The organism is Streptomyces sp. NPDC045022 (assembly GCF_056432605.1).
In genome coordinates this window covers 152,466-173,257 of record NZ_JBWKIR010000015.1, presented here as the reverse complement: position 1 = coordinate 173,257, position 20,792 = coordinate 152,466, and the positions used below count along the sequence as shown (strand labels likewise).

Below are 20,792 nucleotides of genomic sequence, written 5' to 3'. Positions count from 1 at the left end.
TCCACAGGGGCACTGAAGTCCTGACGGGCGCCTTATCCGGCAGCGGGGGTATTGTCAAGAGGGTTCTGCTCACCTTGGTGGGCGATTTTTATGCCGTAGACGGCCATACAAGACATGAGGAACGGAGTGGACACGTGACGCGCAGCGTGTACGTGACCGGGATCGACCGCGGTGACGGCCGTCAGGTCGTGGAGCTGGGAGTCATGGAACTCCTCACCCGGCAGGTCGACCGGGTGGGGGTCTTCCGTCCACTCGTCCATGACGGCCCCGATCGGCTGTTCGAGTTGCTGCGGGCGCGGTACCGCCTGTCGCAGGACCCGGCGACCGTCTACGGCATGGACTACCCCGAGGCGTCCGCGCTCCAGGCCGAGCAGGGCACCGACGAGCTGGTCTCCACGCTCGTCGACCGCTTCCACCTGGTGGCGCGGGACTACGACGTCGTCCTCGTCCTCGGCACCGACTTCGCCGACACCCAGCTGCCGGACGAGCTGTCGCTCAACGCCCGCCTCGCCAACGAGTTCGGCGCGTCCGTGATCCCGGTGGTCGGCGGCCGCAAGCAGAGCGCCGAGGCGGTGCTCGCCGAGACGCGCAACGCCTACCGCGCCTACGACGGCCTCGGCTGCGACGTGCTCGCCATGGTCACCAACCGGGTCGCCCGCGAGGACCGCGACGAGATCGCCGAGCGGCTCGCGAACCGGCTGCCGGTGCCCTGCTACGTGGTGCCCGACGAGCCCGCGCTGTCCGCGCCGACGGTCGCGCAGATCGGCCAGACCCTCGGCGCGAAGGTGCTGCTCGGCGACGACTCGGGGCTCGCCCGGGACGCGCTGGGCTTCGTCTTCGGCGGTGCGATGCTGCCGAACTTCCTGGGCGCCCTGACCCCGGGCTGCCTGGTCGTCACCCCGGGCGACCGCGCCGATCTGGTCGTCGGCTCGCTGGCCGCGCACAGCGCCGGCACCCCGCCGATAGCCGGTGTGCTGCTCACCCTGAACGAGGTGCCGAGCGAGGAGATCCTCACCCTCGCCGCCCGGCTCGCCCCCGGCACGCCGGTGCTCTCGGTGACCGGCAACAGCTTCCCCACCGCCGAGCAGCTGTTCTCCCTGGAGGGCAAGCTGAACGCGGCCACCCCGCGCAAGGCGGAGACCGCGCTCGGCCTGTTCGAGCGGTACGCCGACACCGCCGATCTGGCCCGCCGGGTCTCGGCACCGAGCAGCGACCGGGTGACCCCGATGATGTTCGAGCACAAGCTGCTGGAGCAGGCCCGCTCCGACAAGCGGCGGGTCGTGCTCCCGGAGGGCACCGAGGAGCGGGTGCTGCACGCGGCGGAGGTGCTGCTGCGCCGCGGGGTGTGCGACCTGACCCTGCTCGGCCCGGTCGACCAGATCCGCAAGAAGGCCGCCGACCTGGGTATCGACCTCGGCGACACCCAGCTGATCGACCCGGCCACCGCCGAGCTGCGCGACTCCTTCGCCGAGCGGTACGCCCGGCTGCGCGCCCACAAGGGCGTGACGGTGGAGCTGGCCTACGACGTCGTCTCGGACGCGAACTACTTCGGCACCCTGATGGTCCAGGAGGGCCTGGCGGACGGCATGGTGTCCGGCTCGGTGCACTCCACGGCGGCCACCATCCGGCCCGCTTTCGAGATCATCAAGACGAAGCCGGACTCCTCGATCGTCTCCTCCGTCTTCTTCATGTGCCTGGCCGACAAGGTGCTGGTCTACGGCGACTGCGCGGTGAACCCGGACCCGAACGCCGAGCAGCTGGCGGACATCGCCATCCAGTCGGCGGGGACGGCGGCGCAGTTCGGCGTGGAGCCGCGGATCGCGATGCTGTCGTACTCGACGGGTACGTCCGGTTCGGGCGCCGACGTGGACAAGGTGCGCGCGGCGACCGAGCTGGCGCGCTCGCGGCGGCCGGACCTGAAGATCGAGGGGCCGATCCAGTACGACGCGGCCGTGGAGCCGTCCGTCGCCGCCACCAAGCTGCCCGGCTCCGAGGTCGCGGGGCAGGCCAGCGTGCTGATCTTCCCCGATCTCAACACCGGCAACAACACCTACAAGGCCGTGCAGCGCTCGGCCGGCGCGATCGCCGTCGGCCCGGTCCTGCAGGGACTGCGCAAGCCGGTCAACGACCTGTCCCGGGGCGCGCTCGTCCAGGACATCGTGACGACCGTCGCCATCACGGCCATCCAGGCCCAGACCCTCGACGGGAAGGCATCCGAGCAGTGAGCACCCCCACCCGCGTCCTCGTCCTCAACTCCGGCTCCTCGTCGGTGAAGTACCAGCTGCTGGACATGCGGGACAGCAGCCGGCTGGCCGTGGGCCTGGTCGAGCGCATCGGCGAGCAGACCTCCCGGCTCGAGCACGCCTGCCTCACCACCGGTGACACCCGCGAGCACAGCGGGCCGATCGCCGACCACGACGCCGCCCTGAAGGCGGTCGCCGAGGAGCTGGGCCGGGACGGGCTCGGACTGGACTCGCCGGAACTGGCCGCGATCGGGCACCGGGTGGTGCACGGCGGGATGTTCTTCACCGAGCCCACCGTCATCGACGACGAGGTGCTCTCCGAGATCGAGCGGCTGATCCCGGTCGCCCCGCTGCACAACCCGGCGAACCTCACCGGCATCCGCACCGCGCAGGCGCTGCGGCCCGACCTGCCCCAGGTCGCCGTCTTCGACACGGCGTTCCACACGACCATGCCGGAGTCCGCGGCGCGTTACGCGATCGATCCGAAGATCGCCGACCGCCACCGCATCCGCCGCTACGGCTTCCACGGCACCTCGCACGCGTACGTCTCGCGGGAGACCGCGCGGCTGCTGGGCAAGGACCCGTCCGAGGTCAACGTCATCGTCCTGCACCTGGGCAACGGCGCATCGGCGTCCGCGGTCGCGGGGGGCCGGTGCGTGGACACCTCCATGGGTCTGACGCCTTTGGAGGGCCTCGTGATGGGTACGCGATCCGGTGATCTGGATCCGGCGGTCATCTTCCATTTGGCACGTGTTGGCGGAATGTCCATGGACGAGATCGACACTCTTCTGAACAAGAGGAGCGGCCTGTTCGGTCTGTGCGGGGACAACGACATGCGGGAGATCCGCCGCCGGATCGACGAGGGTGACGAAGAGGCCGCGCTCGCCTTCGACATTTACGTTCACCGGCTCAGGAAGTACATCGGCGCCTATTACGCCGTGCTCGGTACGGTCGACGCGGTGGCCTTCACCGCCGGGGTCGGCGAGAACGCGGCGCCGGTGCGGGAGGCCGCGATCGGGGGCCTGGGGAGCCTGGGCCTGGCGGTCGACCCGGACCGCAACGCCGTGCGCGGCGGGGAGCCGCGGCTGATTTCGCCCGACTCGGCGCGGGTGGCCGTGGCCGTGGTGCCGACGGACGAGGAACTGGAGATCGCGACGCAGACCTACGCACTGGTCGGAAAGAACAACTGAATAGCACCTGAGCGGTGTGGCACTCATTTGTATCTTCCGCCAGACGGAATATTCCGTAGCGAAACAAACCGATAGGATCGCCCCATGCGCCGTTCGAAAATCGTCTGTACTCTCGGCCCCGCGGTCGACTCCCACGAGATGCTCGTCGCCATGATCGAGGCGGGCATGAACGTAGCCCGTTTCAACTTCAGCCACGGCACCCACGCCGAGCACCAGGCGCGGTACGACCGCGTCCGCGCCGCGGCCAAGGAGACCCGCCGGGCCATCGGTGTCCTCGCCGACCTGCAGGGCCCGAAGATCCGTCTGGAGACCTTCGCCGAGGGTCCGGTCGAGCTGGAGCGCGGTGACGAGTTCGTCATCACGACCGAGGACGTACCGGGCGACAAGCACATGTGCGGTACGACGTACAAGGGGCTGCCGGGCGACGTCTCGCGCGGCGACCAGATCCTGATCAACGACGGCAACGTCGAGCTGAAGGTCCTGGACGTCGAGGGCCCCCGGGTGCGGACCATCGTCATCGAGGGCGGTGTCGTCTCCGACCACAAGGGCATCAACCTGCCCGGCGCGGCCGTCAACGTGCCCGCACTGAGCGAGAAGGACGTCGAGGACCTGCGCTTCGCCCTCCGCATGGGCTGCGACATGGTCGCCCTGTCCTTCGTCCGGGACGCCAAGGACGTCCAGGACGTCCACAAGGTCATGGACGAGGAGGGCCGCCGCGTCCCCGTCATCGCCAAGGTGGAGAAGCCCCAGGCGGTCGAGAACATGGAGGACGTCGTCGCGGCGTTCGACGCCGTGATGGTCGCCCGTGGTGACCTCGCCGTCGAGTACCCGCTCGAGAAGGTCCCCATGGTGCAGAAGCGCCTCATCGAGCTGTGCCGGCGCAACGCCAAGCCGGTGATCGTGGCGACCCAGATGATGGAGTCGATGATCACCAACTCGCGCCCGACCCGCGCCGAGGCCTCCGACGTGGCCAACGCGATTCTGGACGGTGCCGACGCGGTCATGCTGTCGGCCGAGTCGAGCGTGGGCGCGTACCCGATCGAGACGGTCAAGACCATGTCGAAGATCGTCCAGGCGGCCGAGCAGGAGCTGCTCTCCAAGGGCCTGCAGCCGCTGGTGCCGGGCAAGAAGCCGCGTACGCAGGGCGGTTCGGTGGCCCGCGCGGCCGCCGAGATCGCCGACTTCCTCGGCGGCAAGGGCCTGATCGCCTTCACCAACTCGGGTGACACCGCGCGCCGGCTCTCCCGCTACCGCGCCTGCCAGCCGATCATCGCCTTCACCACCGAGGAGGCCACCCGCAACCAGCTCACCCTGAGCTGGGGCGTGGAGTCGCACGTCGTGCCGTTCGTGAACAGCACCGACGAGATGGTCGACCTGGTGGACCAGGAGGTCGCCAAGCTGGGCCGGTTCGACGCGGGCGACACCGTGATCATCACCGCCGGCTCGCCCCCCGGTGTCCCGGGCACCACCAACATGCTCCGCGTCCACCACCTCGGCGGCAGCAACTGACAAGCGCCGCAAGGGCCCTGTACGGCACTGAGGGCGCCCCCTGGGACAGGGGGCGCCCTCAGCCGTGTGCGGCTCCCGAACGGGCTTGTGCGACCGCTCAGTCGGTCGTGAACACGTGCATGCCGGGTATGTGCAGGGTGCCGCCGAACTGGGCCGCCTGGACCACCTTGACGTTGGTGAAGTAGATCAGCGGGATGTTCAGCGGCGGTGGGCTGTCGGGGCTGAAGGTGATCGGGATCAGCCCGAACAGGTTGCCCGAGATGCTCTCGGTGTACATCACGGTGTCGCCGTCGCGGATGGTGGACGTCGAGCCCTTGGACGCCTGCACGTGGTAGGTCTTGCCGGCCTGCTTGTCGTTCACCGTCTGGTGCAGGTCGCCGATGTCCGTGCCGCCGGAGATGACGTACTTGAGCACCTTCTTCTTGGTGCCGTTGGCCGTCTTCACCTCGACGACGCCCTGGTAGTCGGCGCCCTTGAGCAGCAGGGAGCTGGCGTTGAGGTACCAGGGGTCGTCCGCCACCGGGGTCTTGTTGTCGACGCCGCTCTCGTCGTCGGTCGCCACCGGGCAGTCGTCCGCGGAGGTGCCGGCGCTCGCGGACGGGGTCGGCGTCGCCGACCCGGTCGCGTCCTGGGCCGCCTTGGCGGTGTCCTCGGCCGTCTTGGCCGCCGTGTCGGTGGTGTTCTTCACCGTGTCCTGGACCGTCTTGCCGGCCTCGGAGACGGTGTCCTTGACGGTGTCGGAGGCGCTGCCCGTGCCGGACCCGGACGCCGGCGAGTCGCTCTTGGCGGTCGGGGCGGCGGGCGCGCCGGACGACGGGGACGCGGACGACGGGGACGCCGACGGCGTGGGGCTCGCGGAGGACGTACCGGAGTCCTCCTTGCCGCCGGTGAGGATGTCGCCGATGGTGTCCAGCAGGCCGCCGTGGCTCTCGGACGCGGACGGGCTGGGCGTGGCCGTGTCGCCGCCGGAGCCCGGTGCGGTGCCGGTGTCCGATCCGGTGCCGGTGCCCGATCCGGTGCCGGTGTCCGAGGAGCCGGAACCGGAGCCGGAGTCGGCCGAGCCGGAGGTCTGGGACGGCTTGGGCGTGGCCTTGTCGCCGGAACCTGAATCCGGCGAAGAGGCCTTGCCCGTGTCAGTGGCGTCCTTGCCGTCGGTCGCGTCCTTGGCGCCGGTGTCCGTCGAGGGCGTGGCGGTGTCCGCGGTCTTGCTGTCCGAGGCGGACGGCGACGGTGAGGCCGAGGCGTCCCCGGAGTCCTCCAGCGCCTTGACGCAGTCCTTGTACTCGTCGGCCGTCAGGCTCTTGGCCGAGGTCGACGGAGCCGGGCTGCCGTTGTTGTCGGCAAGGGCGAGCGAAGACGTGAAGCCCATGCCCATGAGCACAGCGGTCGGCATCGCCACGGAGGCTATCGCCTTGCCGGCCGGCATGTGGAACCTGGTGAACAGCGGCTTCTTGGGGGCCGCGTGGCGGGGCCCGGTTCTCGCGCGGGACCCGTCCACATCGGTCACGCGGGTCACCTCGTCAGCCGGCACTGTGCCTCCCGTTCGCCCCGTTGGCCGGGCTCGTTCCTGACAGGTCGTTCGACTCACTCGCCTGGCCCATGCCCTGGTGGGGCAGCGAAGCCGCCTCCGGAGCACCGCCCTGGCCCGGTGCGGCCTCGGCCGGCGGCTGCGGCTGCTCGGGCACGCCCGGCGCCCAGGCCACGGCCATCGCTCCGCCGATGAGGGCGAGCAGGAAGCCCATGACGAAGCCGCCGAAGTTGGACACGGGGAGGGACACCAGCGCCAGCAGGATCGCGGCGATACCCGCGAACGTCCGCACGTGCTTCTGGAACCAGAGGCTGATGCCCAGTACGACCAGCAGCACGCCGATGATCAGAGAGCCGGCCCCCGCCGTGGTCGCCATCGCCAGCGTCAGATGACCGAGCTGAAGATGGAAGTACGGGAAGTACATGATCGGCAGGCCGCTGAGCAAGACGAACAGACCGGCCCAGAACGGACGCGTGCCCCGCCAGGCGCGGAACTGCAGCCTCCGGCGGGTGAACTGGCCGGGTGCGGCGGCAGGAGTCTCGGCGCTCATGGAAAACAGCTCCCTGGTGCGGCGTTGCTGTGGTGGTGAAGTGTGCCGCGCGTGAAGACGCGGCCGAAGGTGGAACGGGCGGGGGCGCCGTCGGCTCCCCCGCCCGTCAAGGAGTGCCTAGTAGCACTCGATTCCCTTGCCGTCGCCCTTGTGGAGCGACATGTGCAGACCGCTGAGCTTGAAGGTGCCGGCGGTGGTCGCCCACGCCGTCTGCTTCACGCCGGCCAGGTCTGCCGAGTCGGCCTGCTGAGCGAAGCCGTACGGGTTGGCCTGCTCGCCGTTGCCCTTCATGCCCGGACCCTTGCTGGCGTCCTTGGCGGCCACACCGATGTCGATACCGTGGAAGGTCGCGTCGGCGCTCAGGTCGTCGACGTCGATGTACAGGTTGTTGGCCTGCACCTTGTCGTGCCCGGCCCCGCCCGCCTCCAGGCGGAGGGTGATCGAGCCGAGCAGCGGCACGTCGGGCGTGACCACGGACTGGCACATGTTGGTGATCGTGGCGTCCTTGAACGACGAGACGGCGACGGCGTGGGCCGTCTTCTTCCCGTCGAGCGTGTAGCCACTGTCGATCGCCCCGTACTGCGCGAAACCCTCGCCGTGGAGCTGGTCGGCCGTCACCTTGAACTGCTGGCCCGAAACGCTGAACGAAGCGGCGAGAGCGCCCTGTGCGAGGGCCACACCTATGCACGCCGTGGCGGCGACGCTGGGCACCATGACCACAGCGAACCGCTTCCATCTGGTCCCGCCACGCACCTGGGACTCCATATTTCCTCCTTCTCGGACGTACATCTCCTGTTCCCGGACTCGCCACAGTCGGCGGCTAGCCGGGCAGGGATGGGAGAAGTGCTACGTCCTCGGGAAGGAGAGCGCCCGTACTCGGAGGCGCGCATCGCGCCCGAATCACCGGCGATCACCCCCGAGCGACAACCACTGGTCGCGCCTGACACGCATCACGCACAACCTTGCTGGACAGGCTTCACCGGCCGGCGAAGACCCCCCTGCCCTAGAGCCGGCGCCACTGCCGCCGGCTCTGCTCGGTGGGGACCCAGAGTCTCCCGTGACCCGGCCGGCTGCCGGGGTGCGGGAATGGACCGAGCGTCGCCGATCGTGGTGCATTCTCGGCCCCGGCACAAGGGGGTTCGTTACTGGCTAGTAACGGCCGGGTAACCGGGCAACGACCGACCGGTCTCGGAGCGCCACGCTCGGTGGCAGCAAAGGGCAGAGCAAAGCCGTTGATCCCTGGACGAATCCAGACAGACCAACGGCCTCGATTTACTGCGAGTAACAGCGGCCGCGATTACCAAGTTTTGGTAAAGCGCGGCCGCTCCGACAGCTCATCGGTGAATCTTTCACCCCGGCGTCACGAGCCGTGGCGTTTAGTGACTGGTCAGAACAGCGCCCGTGCCAGCGCCCGGCGCGCCATGATCACCCTCGGGTCCTCCGGACCCACGACCTCGAACAACTCCAGCAGTCGGCGCCGTACCGCGTCCCGGCCGTCACCCGCCGTGCGCTGCACGGTCTCGATCAGCCGCCCGAAGGCGTCCTCGACATGCCCGCCCACCAGATCCAGGTCGGCGGCGGCGATCTGCGCGTCCGCGTCGGCCGGTCTCTCGGCCGCCTCCTGACGCACCTTCTGCGGATCGAAACCCTGCACCCGCTGGAGCAACTCGGCCTGCGCGAGGCCGAGTTTGGCCTCCGGGTGGGCCGGGTCGTCGGCGAGCACGTTCTTGTAGGCCTGGATGGCACCGCCCAGGTCGCCGGCGTCCAGGGCCTGCGCGGCGGCGTTCAGCGTCGCCTCGTAGGGCCCCTCCGCCACCGCGGCGGCGGGGGCGCCGCCCGACTCGGCGTCCGGGTCGACGGTCAGGCCGGTCAGCCCGAACCGCTGCTCGGCGACCTGCACCAGCTGGTCCAGGGTCTGCCGGATCTGCTGCTCGTCGGCCGCCCCCTGGAACAGCGGCAGCGCCTGCCCCGCGACGACGGCGAACACGGCCGGGATGCCCTGCACCCCGAACTGCTGCATCAGGAGCTGGTTGGCGTCGACGTCGATCTTGGCGAGCAGGAAGCGCCCGTTGTACTCGACGGCCAGCCGCTCCAGGACCGGGCTCAGCTGCTTGCAGGGCTGACACCACTCGGCCCAGAAGTCGATGACGACCGGCACTTCGGCGGATCGTTGCAGGACATCCCGCTCGAATCCGGCCTCATCGACGTCGATGACGAGATCGGCCGGGGAGACGGCCCCCGCCCCGCCCTGCCGGGCGGCTTCGGCGCGCGCCTGCTCGGCCTTGGCCTTGGCCTCTTGGGCCGCCTTGACCGCGGCGAGGTCGACGACGCCGCTCATGGACATGTTCCGTGGCTGCATGCGCCTATCCTCCCCCGTTACCGCGCCGGAATGAAAAAAGAGGTGTGTCCGGCGCCGGGTCCCCACCCCACGCCGTGGTCGTCGCTCGCGTACGTCCGTCGCCAGCTTTCGCTACGACTCGTAGCGTAATGGCATGCGGGCACCTCGCGACACCACACCCCGGTGATCTCCCTCACGACGCCACAGGAACCGTCGGTTTATGGTCAGGGGATGCAGAGCCGCACCCCCGCCAGCCGTACCGGACGTCCGCGCAGCGCCGCCGCGGACACCGCGATCCTGGCCGCGACACGGGAGGCGCTGGTGGAACTGGGCTGGTCCAAGCTCACCCTGGGAGACGTGGCGACGCGGGCCGGGGTCGCGAAGACCACGCTGTACCGCCGCTGGGCCGGCAAGAACGAACTGGTCGTCGACGCCGTGGCGGAGTTGTTCGACGAACTCCGGCTCCCCGACCGCGGCAGCCTCGCCGCCGACATCGAGGGTGTGGTGCTGCAGTTCGCGGCCATCCTGGCCCGCCCGGAGGCCAAGAGCGGCCTGATGGCGGTGATCGCGGAGTCGACCCGCGACGACGCCCTGCGGGAGCGCATCCGCGCGTCCATCGTCGACCGCCAGATGTGTCTGGTATTGGAGGGGCGCGCGCGGGCCCAGCGCCGTGGTGAACTTCCCCCGGAGCCGGATCCCGCCGAAGCCACCCGAACGGTGGACCTCATCTTCGACGTGGTGGCGGGAGCGGTGGTCCACCGCACCCTGGTGAGCGGCAAACCGGCCGACGAGGACTGGGTACGCAGTTTCACCCGCATGCTGCTCCTGGGCTTGACCTCACCCGAGACACCCACTCCCGTCCCCCCCGAGACGGCCACCACCCGACCGACCGAGCCGGACGAAACCCGCACCACCTGACCGACCGAGCCCGGCGCGACGGCCACCACCGGGCCGACCGAGCCGGGCGCAACATCCACCACCGCCGACCGAGCCCGGCGCGACGCCCACCACCGGGCCGGTCCCGCCCGCGACGGCCACCACCCGACCGACCGAGCCCCGCGCAACGGCCACCACCCGGCCGACCAACCCCGGCGCGACCGCCACCACCCGGCCGACCGAGCCCAACACGACACCCACCACCGGGCCGACCGAGCCCGGCGCGACGCCCACCACCGGGCCGGTGCCGCCCGCGACGGCCACCACCCGACCGACCGAGCCCCGCGCGACGCCCACCACCGGGCCGGTCCCGCCCGCGACGGCCACCACCCGACCGACCGAGCCCCGCGCGACGGCCACCACCCGGCCGACCGGGTCGGGTGGTGGGTGGGCATAGGCCGGGGGTCCAGGGGGCGGAGCCCCCTGGTACGCCCGCACCAGGCGACGGCGCCTAGAAGCCCGCGGGCTCCGTGTACACCCCCCACTCGTCCCGCAGCGTCCCGCAGATCTCGCCCAGGGTCGCCTCCGCGCGGACCGCGTCGAGCATCGGTCCGATCATGTTGGAACCGTCGCGGGCGGCGGCCAGCATGGCGTCGAGGGCCGAGCGGACGGCGGACTCGTCCCGAGCGGACTTCCGCTCGCCCAGCACCCGCACCTGCTCCCGCTCCACCTCATGGCTGACCCGCAGGATCTCCAGGTCGCCGGTGACCGATCCGGTGTGGACGTTGACGCCCACGACCCGCTTCTCGCCCTTCTCCAGGGCCCGCTGGTACTGGAAGGCGGACTCCGCGATCTCCCCGGTGAACCAGCCGTCCTCGATCCCGCGCAGGATGCCGGAGGTGATCGGCCCGATCGGGTGCCGCCCGTCCGGGTGCGCCCTGAGGCCCCGTTCCCTGATCTGCTCGAAGATCTTCTCCGCGTCCGCCTCGATGCGGTCGGTCAGCTGCTCGACGAACCACGAACCACCCAGCGGGTCGGCCACATTGGCGACCCCGGTCTCCTCCATCAGCACCTGCTGGGTGCGCAGCGCGATCTCGGCGGCCTGCTCGCTGGGCAGCGCGAGGGTCTCGTCCAGGGCGTTGGTGTGCAGGGAGTTGGTGCCGCCGAGCACTGCGGCCAGCGCCTCCACGGCCGTGCGCACCACGTTGTTGTACGGCTGCTGCGCGGTCAGCGAGACCCCGGCCGTCTGGGTGTGGAAGCGCAGCCACTGCGCCTTGTCGCTCCGCGCGCCGTACACGTCCCGCATCCAGCGGGCCCAGATCCGCCGCGCGGCACGGAACTTGGCGATCTCCTCGAAGAAGTCCACGTGCGCGTCGAAGAAGAAGGACAGACCCGGCGCGAAGACGTCCACGTCGAGCCCGCGCGAGAGCCCCAGCTCCACGTATCCGAAGCCGTCGGCGAGCGTGTACGCCAGCTCCTGCGCGGCCGTGGCCCCGGCCTCGCGGATGTGGTAGCCGGAGACGGACAGCGGCTTGTACGCGGGGATGCCGGCGGCGCAGTACTCCATCAGGTCGCCGATCAGGCGCAGATGCGGCTCCGGCTGGAAGAGCCACTCCTTCTGCGCGATGTACTCCTTGAAGATGTCGGTCTGCAGGGTCCCGTTGAGCACCCCGGGATCCACGCCCTGCCGCTCGGCGGCGACCAGGTACATGCAGAAGACGGGCACGGCGGGCCCGCTGATGGTCATGGAGGTGGTGACGTCCCCGAGCGGGATGTCCTTGAACAGCACCTCCATGTCGGCGGCGGAGTCGATCGCGACGCCGCAGTGCCCGACCTCGCCGAGCGAGCGGGGGTCGTCGGAGTCGCGGCCCATCAGCGTCGGCATGTCGAAGGCGACGGACAGGCCCCCGCCACCGGCGGCGAGGATCATCTTGTACCGCTCGTTGGTCTGCTCGGCGTTGCCGAACCCGGCGAACTGCCGGATGGTCCAGGTACGCCCGCGGTAGCCGGTCGGATGGAGCCCGCGCGTGAAGGGGTACTCCCCGGGCCAGCCGATCCGCTCGAATCCGTCATAGGTGTCGCCCGGTCGGGGCCCGTACACCGGCTCCACGGGGTCACCGGAGAGCGTGGTGAAGTCAGCGTCGCGCTTGCGCGCGGCGTCGTAGCGGGCCTGCCAGCGTCGGCGGCCCTCCTCGATGGCGTGAGCGTCCATACCTTCGAATTTACTAGGACGTCCTAGTAAATGTCGATGGCTGACCGCCGTACGGCACTCGTACGGCGGTAGGGGCTTACGCCTTGGCGACGGCCGGGGCCCGGTCGTCGGCCCCGGCCTCCAGCTCGTGGCTGATCTTCCGCTCGACGAAGAAGGCCGCGGTGGGGATGGTCCCCGCGAGCAGCACCCACAGCTGCTTGCCGACCGGCCACTTCGCCTTGGAGCCCAGGTCGAAGGCGAAGATGAGGTAGACGACGTACAGCCAGCCGTGGGCGATGGCGACGACCCTGGTGAGGTCGGCGGCACCGTCGACGTCCAGCCCGTACTTCGCGATCATGCTCAGGCACAGCAGCACCAGCAGGGCACCGGTGATGTAGGCCATGACGCGGTAGCGGGTCAGCACGCTCTTTTTCATGCGGTCGAGCGTAACCACCCGTTCCGGGAGATCTTGCCCCGGGTCACTCCGCGTCGAAGTCGTCCGCCGCGATCCGCAGCGGGCGGAGCATCGCGAAGATCTCCTTGCACTCCTCCGCGTCGTACACCCCGAGCCCGAAGTCCATGGCCATGAGGTCGCGGGTGGCCGCCTCGACCACCTCTCGACCCTTGTCGGTGATGACGGCGAGGGTGCCGCGGCCGTCGTTGGGGTTGGGGCGCTTGGCGACCAGACCGGACCTCACCAGGCGGTCCACGGTGTTCGTCACGGACGTGGGATGCACCATGAGCCGCTCGCCGATCTTGGACATCGGCAGCTCACCGGCCTTGGAGAAGGTGAGCAGCACCAGCGCCTCGTAGCGGGCGAACGTCAGCTCGTACGGCTTGACCACCGCGTCCACCTCGGCCAGCAGGATCTGCTGGGCACGCATGATCGAGGTGATCGCGGCCATGGACGGCACGTTTCCCCAGCGCTGCTTCCAGAGCTCGTCGGCACGGGCGATGGGGTCGAACGGGAGGCTGAGTGGCTTCGGCACGTCATCAGACCCTACCGGCCGGTCATATGCCGGGCAGCCTTGTCTCGGCTTTCGGTCGCCCGCACGGAAAACCCCGGCCTCCAGGGGCCGGGGTCTCGCGGGTGGGGGCTCGTGCCGGGATTACTCCGCCAGGTGCCGCTCGACGGTCTCGACCTTGGAGGTGAGGCCGTCGGTCACACCGGGCCGGATGTCCGCCTTGAGGACGAGCGAGACGCGCGGGGCGCGCTCCTCCACGGCGGCGACGGCACGCTTGACGACGTCCATGACCTCGTCCCACTCCCCCTCGATGGACGTGAACATGGCGTCGGTGCGGTTCGGCAGGCCCGACTCGCGGACCACGCGCACGGCCTCGGCGACGTGCTCCCCCACGTCCTCGCCGACGCCGAGGGGCGTCACGGAGAAGGCGACGATCATGCGTTGACGACTCCTTCGTTGCGGGCCCGGGCCGCGATGACGGCGTCCTCGGCCTCACGGCGCAGCCTGCGCTCGGCGAAGAAGCCGCCGGTGGGCAGCACCGAGAGGACGAAGTAGAAGGCCGCGGTCCTCAGCGGCCACTTGGCACGGTTCCAGGCGTCCGCCCAGAAGATCACGTACAGGACGAAGAGAACACCGTGGACCGCGCCCATCACGGGGACCGCGTTGAAGTCCGTGGTCCGCTTGAGCACCGAGCAGACGAGCAGGATCAGGAAGGACACGGCCTCGGGGGCGGAGACCAGGCGGAGGCGGCGGAGGGCGGTGGCGGTCTTGATGTCCACGGATCACCTTCGGTGGGAGTTTCGACGACGGCTGCCGGTTGCGGACTGCCGGTTTGTGAACGCACGCACAAGCGCTCCCCCATTGTGACAAACGGCGCCCCCAGGGGACCGTCCAGGGTGGCTCTCCACCCACGGGCTCTGTTCCGCCCGCCCGCGTCGCCGCTACTTTCGCTGGGTGGCGATGTTCCGGCTCCAAGGGAGCAAGGTGCTCGCCGTCGACATGACCGGGGACGCCGTGAAGGCGAAGAACGGCTCGATGGTCGCGTACGACGGGCAGATGGCCTTCAAGAAGCTGAGCGGTGGCGGCGAGGGGCTGCGGGGGATGGTGACCCGGCGGCTCACCGGCGAGCAGATGACGGTGATGGAGGTGAGGGGGCACGGGACCTGCTGGTTCGCGGACCGGGCCGCCGAGATCAACCTGGTCGCCCTCCAGGGGGACAAGCTCTACGTCGAGTCGAGCAACCTGCTGGCGACCGACGCGGGGCTCCGGACGGGCACGACGTTCACGGGGCTGCGCGGCGCCTCGCAGGGCAGCGGCCTGTTCACGACGACCGTCGAGGGGCACGGCCAGGCGGCGATCACGTCCGACGGGCCGGCCGTGGTGCTCCGGGTCGGCCCGCAGTACCCACTGATCGTCGACCCGGGCGCCTACATCGCCCACCAGGGCGATGTGCGGCAGTCCTTCCAGTCCGGTGTGACGTTCCGCACGCTCCTCGGGGAGGGCGGCGGCGAGGCTTTCCAGATCCGCTTCGAGGGCGACGGGCTCGTGTACGTGCAGCCGAGCGAGCGGAACACGATCGCGGGGGATCTGTGACATGGCCTTCCGAGAGATCAACTCCAAGATGGTCGAGGCGACCGTGCTGCCCGGGCAGCGGCTGTTCAGCCAGCGCGGGGCGATGCTCGCCTACAAGGGGGACGTGTCCTTCACGCCCAGCGTCCAGGGCGGCCAGGGCGGACTGATGTCCATGATCGGGCGCCGGGTGGCCGGCGAGGCGACCCCGCTCATGTCGGTCGAGGGCAGCGGCACCGTCTTCTTCGGGCACGGCGGCCACCACGTCCACGTCATCGACCTCTCCGGCGACACCCTGTACGTCGAGGCCGACCGGCTGCTCGCCTTCGAGGGCACGCTGCGGCAGGGCACGATGTTCATGGGCTCACAGGGCGGGGTCATGGGCCTGGTCCGGGGCCAGGCCACCGGGCAGGGGCTGTTCACCACCACCCTCCAGGGCGGCGGCTCCGTCGCCGTGATGGCGCACGGCGGCGTCTTCGAGATCCCGATCACCCCGCAGCGCCCGGTCCATGTCGATCCGCAGGCCTACGTCGCCCACCACGGCGACGTCCGCAACAAGCTGTCCACCGCGCTCGGCTGGCGGGACATGGTGGGCCGGGGCTCCGGCGAGGCCTTCCAGCTCGAGCTGAGCGGCAGCGGCACGGTGTACGTCCAGGCCTCGGAGGAGAAGCTGTGAGCGCGTACGGAACCCCCGGCGGCCCGGTGGTCCACGACCCGGCGACCCTGCCCGCCGACGACAACGTGAACACGTACACGTTCTGTGTCGAGCTCAAGAGCGGGCAGTGGTTCCTGCAGAAGGGCAAGATGATCGCCTACTACGGGGCGATCGAGTTCAACGGCATCGGGCATGGCCGACTCGACCGACTTGTCCGTACCTCGTTCCATTCGCCACTGCACGCGAGCGACTGGGTCGTGGCGGCGGGCTCCGGCAAGATGCTGCTGGCTGACCGGGCCTTCGATGTCAATTCCTATGACCTGGACGACGGGAACTTGACCATTCGCGCGGGCAACCTGCTCGCTTTTCAGCCAAGTCTCGCGCTCAAGCAGTCGATCGTGCCGGGCTTTCTGACCCTGATCGGAACCGGAAAGTTCGTGGCCGCATCTAACGGTCCGGTGGTGTTCATGGAACCCCCGATCCGGGTCGACCCTCAGGCCCTCGTCGGGTGGGCCGACTGCCCGTCTCCGTGTCATCACTACGACCACGGGTACCTGACGGGCGTACTGGGCGGTCTACGTGCGATGACGGGGCTGGGCGGGGTGTCCGGCGAGGAGCACCAGTTCGAGTTCGTGGGCGCGGGGACGGTCCTGCTGCAGTCGACGGAGACCCTCATGGCCGAGGCGGCCACGGGGGTGGTCCCGCCCCAGCCGGGGGTGCCGGGTGGTGGCGGACCGGCACCGCGTGGACACGGTCCGCAATCGTCGGGCGCACCGCGCCTTCCCGGACAGCTGGGGGACCTCCAGCGTCGCTTCGGGCTGTGAGCGGTAGTCTGCGGAGTGTGACGTCGAACGCGTGCGCACTGTCACACCACCCGAAGTAGTTCGTCATTCAACTTCTTAGGTAGACTTCATTTATGGAGACCGAGACGGCCACGCGCTGGCTGACCGATGCGGAGCAGTGCGCCTGGCGCACCCACCTGGAGGTCAACAGGCTGTTGACGTACCAGCTCGAAAAGGATCTGCAGCCGTTCGGCCTGACCATGAACGACTACGAGATCCTCGTGAACCTGTCCGAGTCGGACGACGTACGGATGCGGATGAGTGACCTCGCCTCCGCGACCCTGCAGTCCAAGAGCCGGCTGTCGCACCAGATCACGCGGATGGAGAACGCGAATCTGGTGCGCCGCGAGAACTGCGAGTCCGACCGGCGGGGGCTGTACGCCGTGCTGACCGAGCACGGCATGGAGACGATGAAGAAGGTGGCGCCGCACCATGTGGCGTCCGTGCGGCGGCACTTCATCGATCTGCTCTCGCCGGATGCGCTGACCGAGCTGGACAAGGCGCTCAAGCCGATCGCCGAGCATCTGAGGGGGCAGCGGGGGCGCCCCTGAGCCGCTCGGCACGAAGCTCGGGGAGGACCCGGCACCGGCGGGGTGCGACCGCGGCGGCCAGGACGGCGCAGACGAGGGCGGTCGCGCCCGCCAGCAGGAAGCAGAGCTCGAGCCGAAGGTGGCCGACCAGCAGGCCCGCCCCCAGCGCTCCCCCGGAGCTGCCCGCGTTGACCGCGGTGTTGACCCAGGCGCCGGCCTGGGTGCCGGCGCCCTTCGGTGCCGTCTCCTCGGCCAGCAGGTACGCCGTCGTCAGGGTCGGGGCGACGAAGGCTCCGGCGCAGGCCATGGCCGCCGTGAGGGTCCACAGGCCGGGGGCCAGGCCCGCCGCCGCGATCACCAGGCCGAGGCCCGCAGCGAGCCGGCACAGCCGTACACGGGCCGGCGTCCGCCACTCCACCGCCCCGTTGGCCAGGCCGCCCACCGCGCTGCCCGCCGACAGGGCGCCCAGGACCCAGGGCACCAGGGCGATGCCGTACGACCGCTCGGTGGCGAAGGCCGGCACCAGCAGCTCGACACCGCTGAGGGCCAGTCCGGCGCCCAGCGCGACGGCGATCGGGGGCAGCAGACCGCGGACACCGCCGGGCCGCTGCCCGCGGGGCCGGGAGCGTGGACCCGGCAGCGCCGGGGAGGTGACGAAGACGCAGGTGCCCGCGACGTTCAGGAACGCGCTGAGCACGATGCCGGACGCCGGGGGCGCGACGGCCAGCAGCGCGCCGACCAGGGCCGGCCCGGAGACGAAGAGCAGTTCCTCGGCGACTGCGTCCAGGCTGTAGGCGCGCGGCAACAGCCCCCGGTCCGGGACCAGTCCGCTCCACAGGGCGCGCATGGTCGGGCCCAGCGGGGGTGCGCAGGCGCCGGCGAGGGCCGCGGCCGCGGCGAGGGCCGCGGGAGCGGCTCCGGGGCGCCAGGTGAGGACCGCCAGGACGCACAGCGCAGTGCCGTGGAGGACCGACATGGGCGGGAGGGCACGGCGCGGGCCGTGCCGGTCGACGAGGGACGCCCGTAGCGGCATCAGGAAGACCGTCGTGGCGCCGAACAGGGACATCACCACGCCGGAGACGGCGTAGGACCCGGTGCAGCGGGTGACGGACAGCAGCACCGCGAGAGCGACGGTGCCGTAGGACAGGCGGGCGGTCAGGGCGGAGGCGAAGGTGCGCCGCGCGTGCGGGAGGCGCAGGACAGCGGCGTACGAGGGCCGCGAGGGATGCGTGGACACGCCGAAGTTCCTCTGGGGGAGGCGGAGGAGGGGACACCGAAGGACGCGGTGGCCGTCACTTCCGGCCCCGCGATCCGGTGCGCGCCCTACGCCAAGGAGAGGAACATGCCGGTCATCCTAGGGCCTTTCGTTTGGATCATGCCGGATCAGGGAGCGGGGCCTGGCGCCGTGCATCGCAAGGCGGAGGAGGGCGTCATGGCGGAGCCATGGCAACCGACGACAACGCGGCGAGGTGCGGCGCCAGGCCCCGCGAGCCCGGCATGATCCAAACGAAAGGCCCTAGCAGCGTGATCTCCGGGTCGGCGACCCTCAGCCCTCCGTCAGACCCGCCACCAGCTCGTCCGCCGCGCGGTACGGGTCCAGTTCACCGGCCACGATGCGCTCGGCCAGGGCGCTGAGGCGGCGGTCGCCGTGCAGGTCGCCGATGCGTTCGCGCAGCGCGGTGACCGCGATGGTCTCCACCTCGCGGGCCGCGCGGGCCCTGCGGCGCTCGGCGAGGACGCCGCGCTCCTCCATCCAGGCGCGGTGCTTCTCCAGGGCTTCGACGACCTCGTCCACGCCCTCGGAGCGCGCGGCGACCGTCTTCACGATCGGCGGGCGCCAGTCGCCGGGACCGCGGGACTCGCCGAGGCCCAGCATGTGGTTCAGTTCGCGAGCCGTGGCGTCAGCGCCGTCGCGGTCGGCCTTGTTGACGACGTAGACGTCGCCGATCTCGAGGATGCCGGCCTTCGCCGCCTGGATGCCGTCGCCCATGCCGGGGGCCAGGAGGACCACGGAGGTGTCCGCCTGGGAGGCGATCTCCACCTCCGACTGGCCGACGCCGACCGTCTCCACCAGGATCACCTCGCAGCCCGCCGCGTCCAGTACGCGGATCGCCTGCGGTGCGGCCCAGGCCAGGCCGCCCAGGTGGCCCCGGGTGGCCATCGAGCGAATGTAGACGCCGGGGTCGGAGGCGTGATCCGACATGCGGACGCGGTCGCCGAGCAGGGCGCCCCCGGAGAACGGGGACGACGGGTCGACGGCCAGGACGCCGACCCGCTTGCCCTGTTTGCGGTACGCCGTGACGAGCGCGGAGGTCGAGGTGGACTTGCCGACGCCCGGTGAGCCCGTGAGGCCCACCACGTAGGCGTTGCCGGTCAGCGGGGCGAGCGCCGCCATGACCTCCCTGAGCTGCGGGGACGCCCCCTCCACCAGGGAGATCAGCCGGGCCACGGCCCGCGGCCGGCCTTCCCTGGCCTGGGCCACCAGAGAGGAGACGTCCTGCATCACAGCTCCGTTCACCTAGAGAAACTCAGCGGAACCCGGCGGAACCGGAGGAACCGGAGGAACCCCGAAAAGTACCGCTCAGGCCTTCGGTACCCGCACGATCAGCGCGTCACCCTGGCCACCGCCACCGCACAGCGCGGCCGCGCCGACACCGCCGCCCCGCCGCTTGAGCTCCAGCGCCAAGTGGAGCACGAGACGGGCGCCGGACATGCCGATCGGGTGACCGAGCGCGATGGCGCCGCCGTTGACATTCACCTTTTCCGTGGACACGCCGAGGTCCTTCATTGACTGCACGGCGACCGCGGCGAAGGCCTCGTTGATCTCGATGAGGTCCAGGTCGGACACCTCCAGGCCCTCCTTCTTCAGGGCGTGCTGGATGGCGTTGGACGGCTGGGACTGCAGGGAGTTGTCCGGGCCGGCCACATTGCCGTGGGCGCCGATCTCCGCGAGCCACTCCAGGCCCAGCTCCTCGGCCTTGGCCTTGCTCATCACGACCACGGCCGCCGCACCGTCCGAGATCTGCGAGGAGGTGCCGGCGGTGATCGTGCCGTCCTTGCTGAACGCCGGGCGCAGCTTGCCGAGCGACTCGGCGGTGGTGTCGCCGCGGATGCCCTCGTCCTTGCTGAAGACGACCGGCTCGCCCTTGCGCTGCGGGATCTCCACCGGGGTGATCTCGGCCTCGAAGACGCCGTTCTTCTGTGCCGCGGCGGCCCGCTGGTGGGACAGGGCGGCGATCTCGTCCTGCTCGGGGCGCTTGATGCCGAGGCGCGTGTTGTGCTTCTCCGTGGACTCGCCCATGGCGATGCCCTCGAAGGAGTCGGTCAGGCCGTCGTAGGCCATCGCGTCGAGCATCTCGACCGCGCCGTACTTGAAGCCCTCGCGGGACTTCGGCAGCAGGTGCGGAGCGTTGGTCATGGACTCCTGGCCGCCGGCGACGACGATGTCGAATTCACCCGCGCGGATCAGCTGGTCGGCCAGCGCGATGGCGTCCAGGCCGGACAGGCAGACCTTGTTGATGGTGAGCGCCGGGACGCTCATCGGGATGCCGGCCTTGACCGCCGCCTGGCGCGCCGGGATCTGCCCCGCCCCGGCCTGCAGCACCTGGCCCATGATCACGTACTGCACCTGGTCGCCGCCGATCCCCGCACGGTCGAGGGCGGCCTTGATCGCGAAGCCGCCGAGGTCGGCTCCGGAGAAGGACTTGAGGGAGCCCAGCAGTCGTCCCATGGGCGTACGGGCGCCCGCGACAATCACAGAGCTGGTCGTTCCAGAAGACATGAGCTGCGATCCCCTTACCGGCCTG

The 20,792-nt window shown here is 70.4% G+C and carries 20 protein-coding genes; 8 read left to right on the top strand and 12 right to left on the bottom strand.

Annotated elements, in window-relative coordinates; genetic code table 11:
• Positions 1–134: 134 nt before the first annotated feature.
• The 3 genes from pta (at position 135) to pyk (ending at position 4,942) form a co-directional block, all read left to right on the top strand.
• Positions 135–2,225: a phosphate acetyltransferase gene (gene pta, locus AC07C1_RS25950; RefSeq protein WP_478942674.1), complete on the top strand. Its 2,091-nt coding sequence runs from the start codon at positions 135–137 to the stop codon at positions 2,223–2,225.
• A complete protein-coding gene (locus AC07C1_RS25945) occupies positions 2,222–3,433 on the top strand; it encodes an acetate kinase (RefSeq protein ID WP_478942672.1) in 1,212 nt (403 codons plus the stop codon). Before pta ends, AC07C1_RS25945 begins: the two co-directional genes overlap by 4 nt.
• An 84-nt stretch (positions 3,434–3,517) precedes the next feature.
• Entirely contained in the window at positions 3,518–4,942 is a 1,425-nt protein-coding gene (pyk, locus tag AC07C1_RS25940; RefSeq protein WP_478942670.1) for a pyruvate kinase, read from the top strand.
• A gap of 97 nt (positions 4,943–5,039) precedes the next feature.
• Here pyk and AC07C1_RS25935 read toward each other — a convergent pair whose 3' ends face one another.
• From AC07C1_RS25935 to AC07C1_RS25920, 4 genes are all read right to left on the bottom strand, one after another.
• Entirely contained in the window at positions 5,040–6,473 is a 1,434-nt protein-coding gene (locus AC07C1_RS25935) for a hypothetical protein (RefSeq protein ID WP_478942668.1), read from the bottom strand.
• Positions 6,463–7,020, bottom strand: coding sequence for a DUF6114 domain-containing protein (locus AC07C1_RS25930; protein WP_478942666.1), 558 nt, complete (start codon positions 7,018–7,020; stop codon positions 6,463–6,465). The genes AC07C1_RS25935 and AC07C1_RS25930 overlap by 11 nt, the downstream gene beginning before the upstream one ends.
• 117 nt (positions 7,021–7,137) lie before the next feature.
• Positions 7,138–7,785 carry a DUF6230 family protein gene (locus AC07C1_RS25925; RefSeq protein ID WP_478942664.1) on the bottom strand — a complete coding sequence of 216 codons (648 nt, stop codon included), beginning with the start codon at positions 7,783–7,785 and terminating at the stop codon, positions 7,138–7,140.
• 622 nt (positions 7,786–8,407) lie between these two features.
• Complete coding sequence (locus tag AC07C1_RS25920) at positions 8,408–9,379, bottom strand: tetratricopeptide repeat protein (protein ID WP_478942662.1); 972 nt, start codon at positions 9,377–9,379, stop codon at positions 8,408–8,410.
• A 210-nt stretch (positions 9,380–9,589) separates the two neighbouring features.
• On the opposite strand from AC07C1_RS25920, the gene AC07C1_RS25915 reads away from it, so the two are divergent.
• Positions 9,590–10,276, top strand: a complete 687-nt coding sequence (locus AC07C1_RS25915) for a TetR/AcrR family transcriptional regulator (protein ID WP_478942660.1) — start codon at positions 9,590–9,592, stop codon at positions 10,274–10,276.
• 469 nt (positions 10,277–10,745) lie between these two features.
• On the opposite strand, the gene AC07C1_RS25910 is transcribed toward AC07C1_RS25915, so the two are convergent.
• The 5 genes from AC07C1_RS25910 to AC07C1_RS25890 all read right to left on the bottom strand — a co-directional run bounded on the left by AC07C1_RS25910 (position 10,746) and on the right by AC07C1_RS25890 (position 14,169).
• Complete coding sequence (locus AC07C1_RS25910) at positions 10,746–12,446, bottom strand: acyl-CoA mutase large subunit family protein (RefSeq protein WP_478942658.1); 1,701 nt, start codon at positions 12,444–12,446, stop codon at positions 10,746–10,748.
• Positions 12,447–12,522: 76 nt separating this feature from the next.
• Positions 12,523–12,861: a DUF3817 domain-containing protein gene (locus AC07C1_RS25905; RefSeq protein ID WP_478942657.1), complete on the bottom strand. Its 339-nt coding sequence runs from the start codon at positions 12,859–12,861 to the stop codon at positions 12,523–12,525.
• 43 nt (positions 12,862–12,904) lie between these two features.
• Positions 12,905–13,414 (bottom strand): MarR family winged helix-turn-helix transcriptional regulator, encoded by a 510-nt coding sequence (locus AC07C1_RS25900; protein WP_478942655.1) that lies wholly within the window; start codon positions 13,412–13,414, stop codon positions 12,905–12,907.
• A 120-nt stretch (positions 13,415–13,534) separates the two neighbouring features.
• Positions 13,535–13,828 carry an MTH1187 family thiamine-binding protein gene (locus AC07C1_RS25895; protein ID WP_478942653.1) on the bottom strand — a complete coding sequence of 98 codons (294 nt, stop codon included), beginning with the start codon at positions 13,826–13,828 and terminating at the stop codon, positions 13,535–13,537.
• Positions 13,825–14,169 (bottom strand): DUF3817 domain-containing protein, encoded by a 345-nt coding sequence (locus AC07C1_RS25890; protein ID WP_478942651.1) that lies wholly within the window; start codon positions 14,167–14,169, stop codon positions 13,825–13,827. Before AC07C1_RS25890 ends, AC07C1_RS25895 begins: the two co-directional genes overlap by 4 nt.
• Positions 14,170–14,350: 181 nt before the next feature.
• Here AC07C1_RS25890 and AC07C1_RS25885 point away from each other — a divergent pair, with 181 nt between their 5' ends.
• The 4 genes from AC07C1_RS25885 to AC07C1_RS25870 all read left to right on the top strand — a co-directional run bounded on the left by AC07C1_RS25885 (position 14,351) and on the right by AC07C1_RS25870 (position 17,007).
• Positions 14,351–14,983 carry an AIM24 family protein gene (locus tag AC07C1_RS25885; RefSeq protein ID WP_478942718.1) on the top strand — a complete coding sequence of 211 codons (633 nt, stop codon included), beginning with the start codon at positions 14,351–14,353 and terminating at the stop codon, positions 14,981–14,983.
• A 1-nt stretch (position 14,984) separates the two neighbouring features.
• Positions 14,985–15,635, top strand: coding sequence for an AIM24 family protein (locus tag AC07C1_RS25880; protein ID WP_478942650.1), 651 nt, complete (start codon positions 14,985–14,987; stop codon positions 15,633–15,635).
• Complete coding sequence (locus AC07C1_RS25875; RefSeq protein WP_478942648.1) at positions 15,632–16,438, top strand: AIM24 family protein; 807 nt, start codon at positions 15,632–15,634, stop codon at positions 16,436–16,438. The genes AC07C1_RS25880 and AC07C1_RS25875 overlap by 4 nt, the downstream gene beginning before the upstream one ends.
• Before the next feature lie 92 nt (positions 16,439–16,530).
• Complete coding sequence (locus AC07C1_RS25870) at positions 16,531–17,007, top strand: MarR family winged helix-turn-helix transcriptional regulator (protein ID WP_478942646.1); 477 nt, start codon at positions 16,531–16,533, stop codon at positions 17,005–17,007.
• Here the strand turns inward: AC07C1_RS25870 and AC07C1_RS25865 are convergent.
• From AC07C1_RS25865 to AC07C1_RS25855, 3 genes are all read right to left on the bottom strand, one after another.
• Positions 16,961–18,223: an MFS transporter gene (locus tag AC07C1_RS25865; protein ID WP_478942644.1), complete on the bottom strand. Its 1,263-nt coding sequence runs from the start codon at positions 18,221–18,223 to the stop codon at positions 16,961–16,963. The genes AC07C1_RS25870 and AC07C1_RS25865 overlap by 47 nt on opposite strands.
• A gap of 309 nt (positions 18,224–18,532) precedes the next feature.
• Positions 18,533–19,489 carry a methylmalonyl Co-A mutase-associated GTPase MeaB gene (gene meaB / locus AC07C1_RS25860; RefSeq protein ID WP_478942642.1) on the bottom strand — a complete coding sequence of 319 codons (957 nt, stop codon included), beginning with the start codon at positions 19,487–19,489 and terminating at the stop codon, positions 18,533–18,535.
• A gap of 78 nt (positions 19,490–19,567) precedes the next feature.
• A complete protein-coding gene (locus AC07C1_RS25855; RefSeq protein WP_478942640.1) occupies positions 19,568–20,767 on the bottom strand; it encodes an acetyl-CoA C-acetyltransferase in 1,200 nt (399 codons plus the stop codon).
• Positions 20,768–20,792 lie beyond the last annotated feature (25 nt).

Bases quoted from the DNA above. Each gene is read 5' to 3' on its own strand.
- pyk (WP_478942670.1), top strand. From the start codon at position 3,518: ATGCGCCGTTCGAAAATCGTCTGTACTCTCGGCCCCGCGGTCGACTCC.
- AC07C1_RS25930 (WP_478942666.1), bottom strand. From the start codon at position 7,020: ATGAGCGCCGAGACTCCTGCCGCCGCACCCGGCCAGTTCACCCGCCGG.
- AC07C1_RS25925 (WP_478942664.1), bottom strand. From the start codon at position 7,785: ATGGAGTCCCAGGTGCGTGGCGGGACCAGATGGAAGCGGTTCGCTGTG.
- AC07C1_RS25920 (WP_478942662.1), bottom strand. From the start codon at position 9,379: ATGCAGCCACGGAACATGTCCATGAGCGGCGTCGTCGACCTCGCCGCG.
- AC07C1_RS25915 (WP_478942660.1), top strand. From the start codon at position 9,590: ATGCAGAGCCGCACCCCCGCCAGCCGTACCGGACGTCCGCGCAGCGCC.
- AC07C1_RS25910 (WP_478942658.1), bottom strand. From the start codon at position 12,446: ATGGACGCTCACGCCATCGAGGAGGGCCGCCGACGCTGGCAGGCCCGC.
- AC07C1_RS25905 (WP_478942657.1), bottom strand. From the start codon at position 12,861: ATGAAAAAGAGCGTGCTGACCCGCTACCGCGTCATGGCCTACATCACC.
- AC07C1_RS25895 (WP_478942653.1), bottom strand. From the start codon at position 13,828: ATGATCGTCGCCTTCTCCGTGACGCCCCTCGGCGTCGGCGAGGACGTG.
- AC07C1_RS25885 (WP_478942718.1), top strand. From the start codon at position 14,351: ATGTTCCGGCTCCAAGGGAGCAAGGTGCTCGCCGTCGACATGACCGGG.
- AC07C1_RS25880 (WP_478942650.1), top strand. From the start codon at position 14,985: ATGGCCTTCCGAGAGATCAACTCCAAGATGGTCGAGGCGACCGTGCTG.
- AC07C1_RS25870 (WP_478942646.1), top strand. From the start codon at position 16,531: ATGGAGACCGAGACGGCCACGCGCTGGCTGACCGATGCGGAGCAGTGC.
- meaB (WP_478942642.1), bottom strand. From the start codon at position 19,489: ATGCAGGACGTCTCCTCTCTGGTGGCCCAGGCCAGGGAAGGCCGGCCG.
- AC07C1_RS25855 (WP_478942640.1), bottom strand. From the start codon at position 20,767: ATGTCTTCTGGAACGACCAGCTCTGTGATTGTCGCGGGCGCCCGTACG.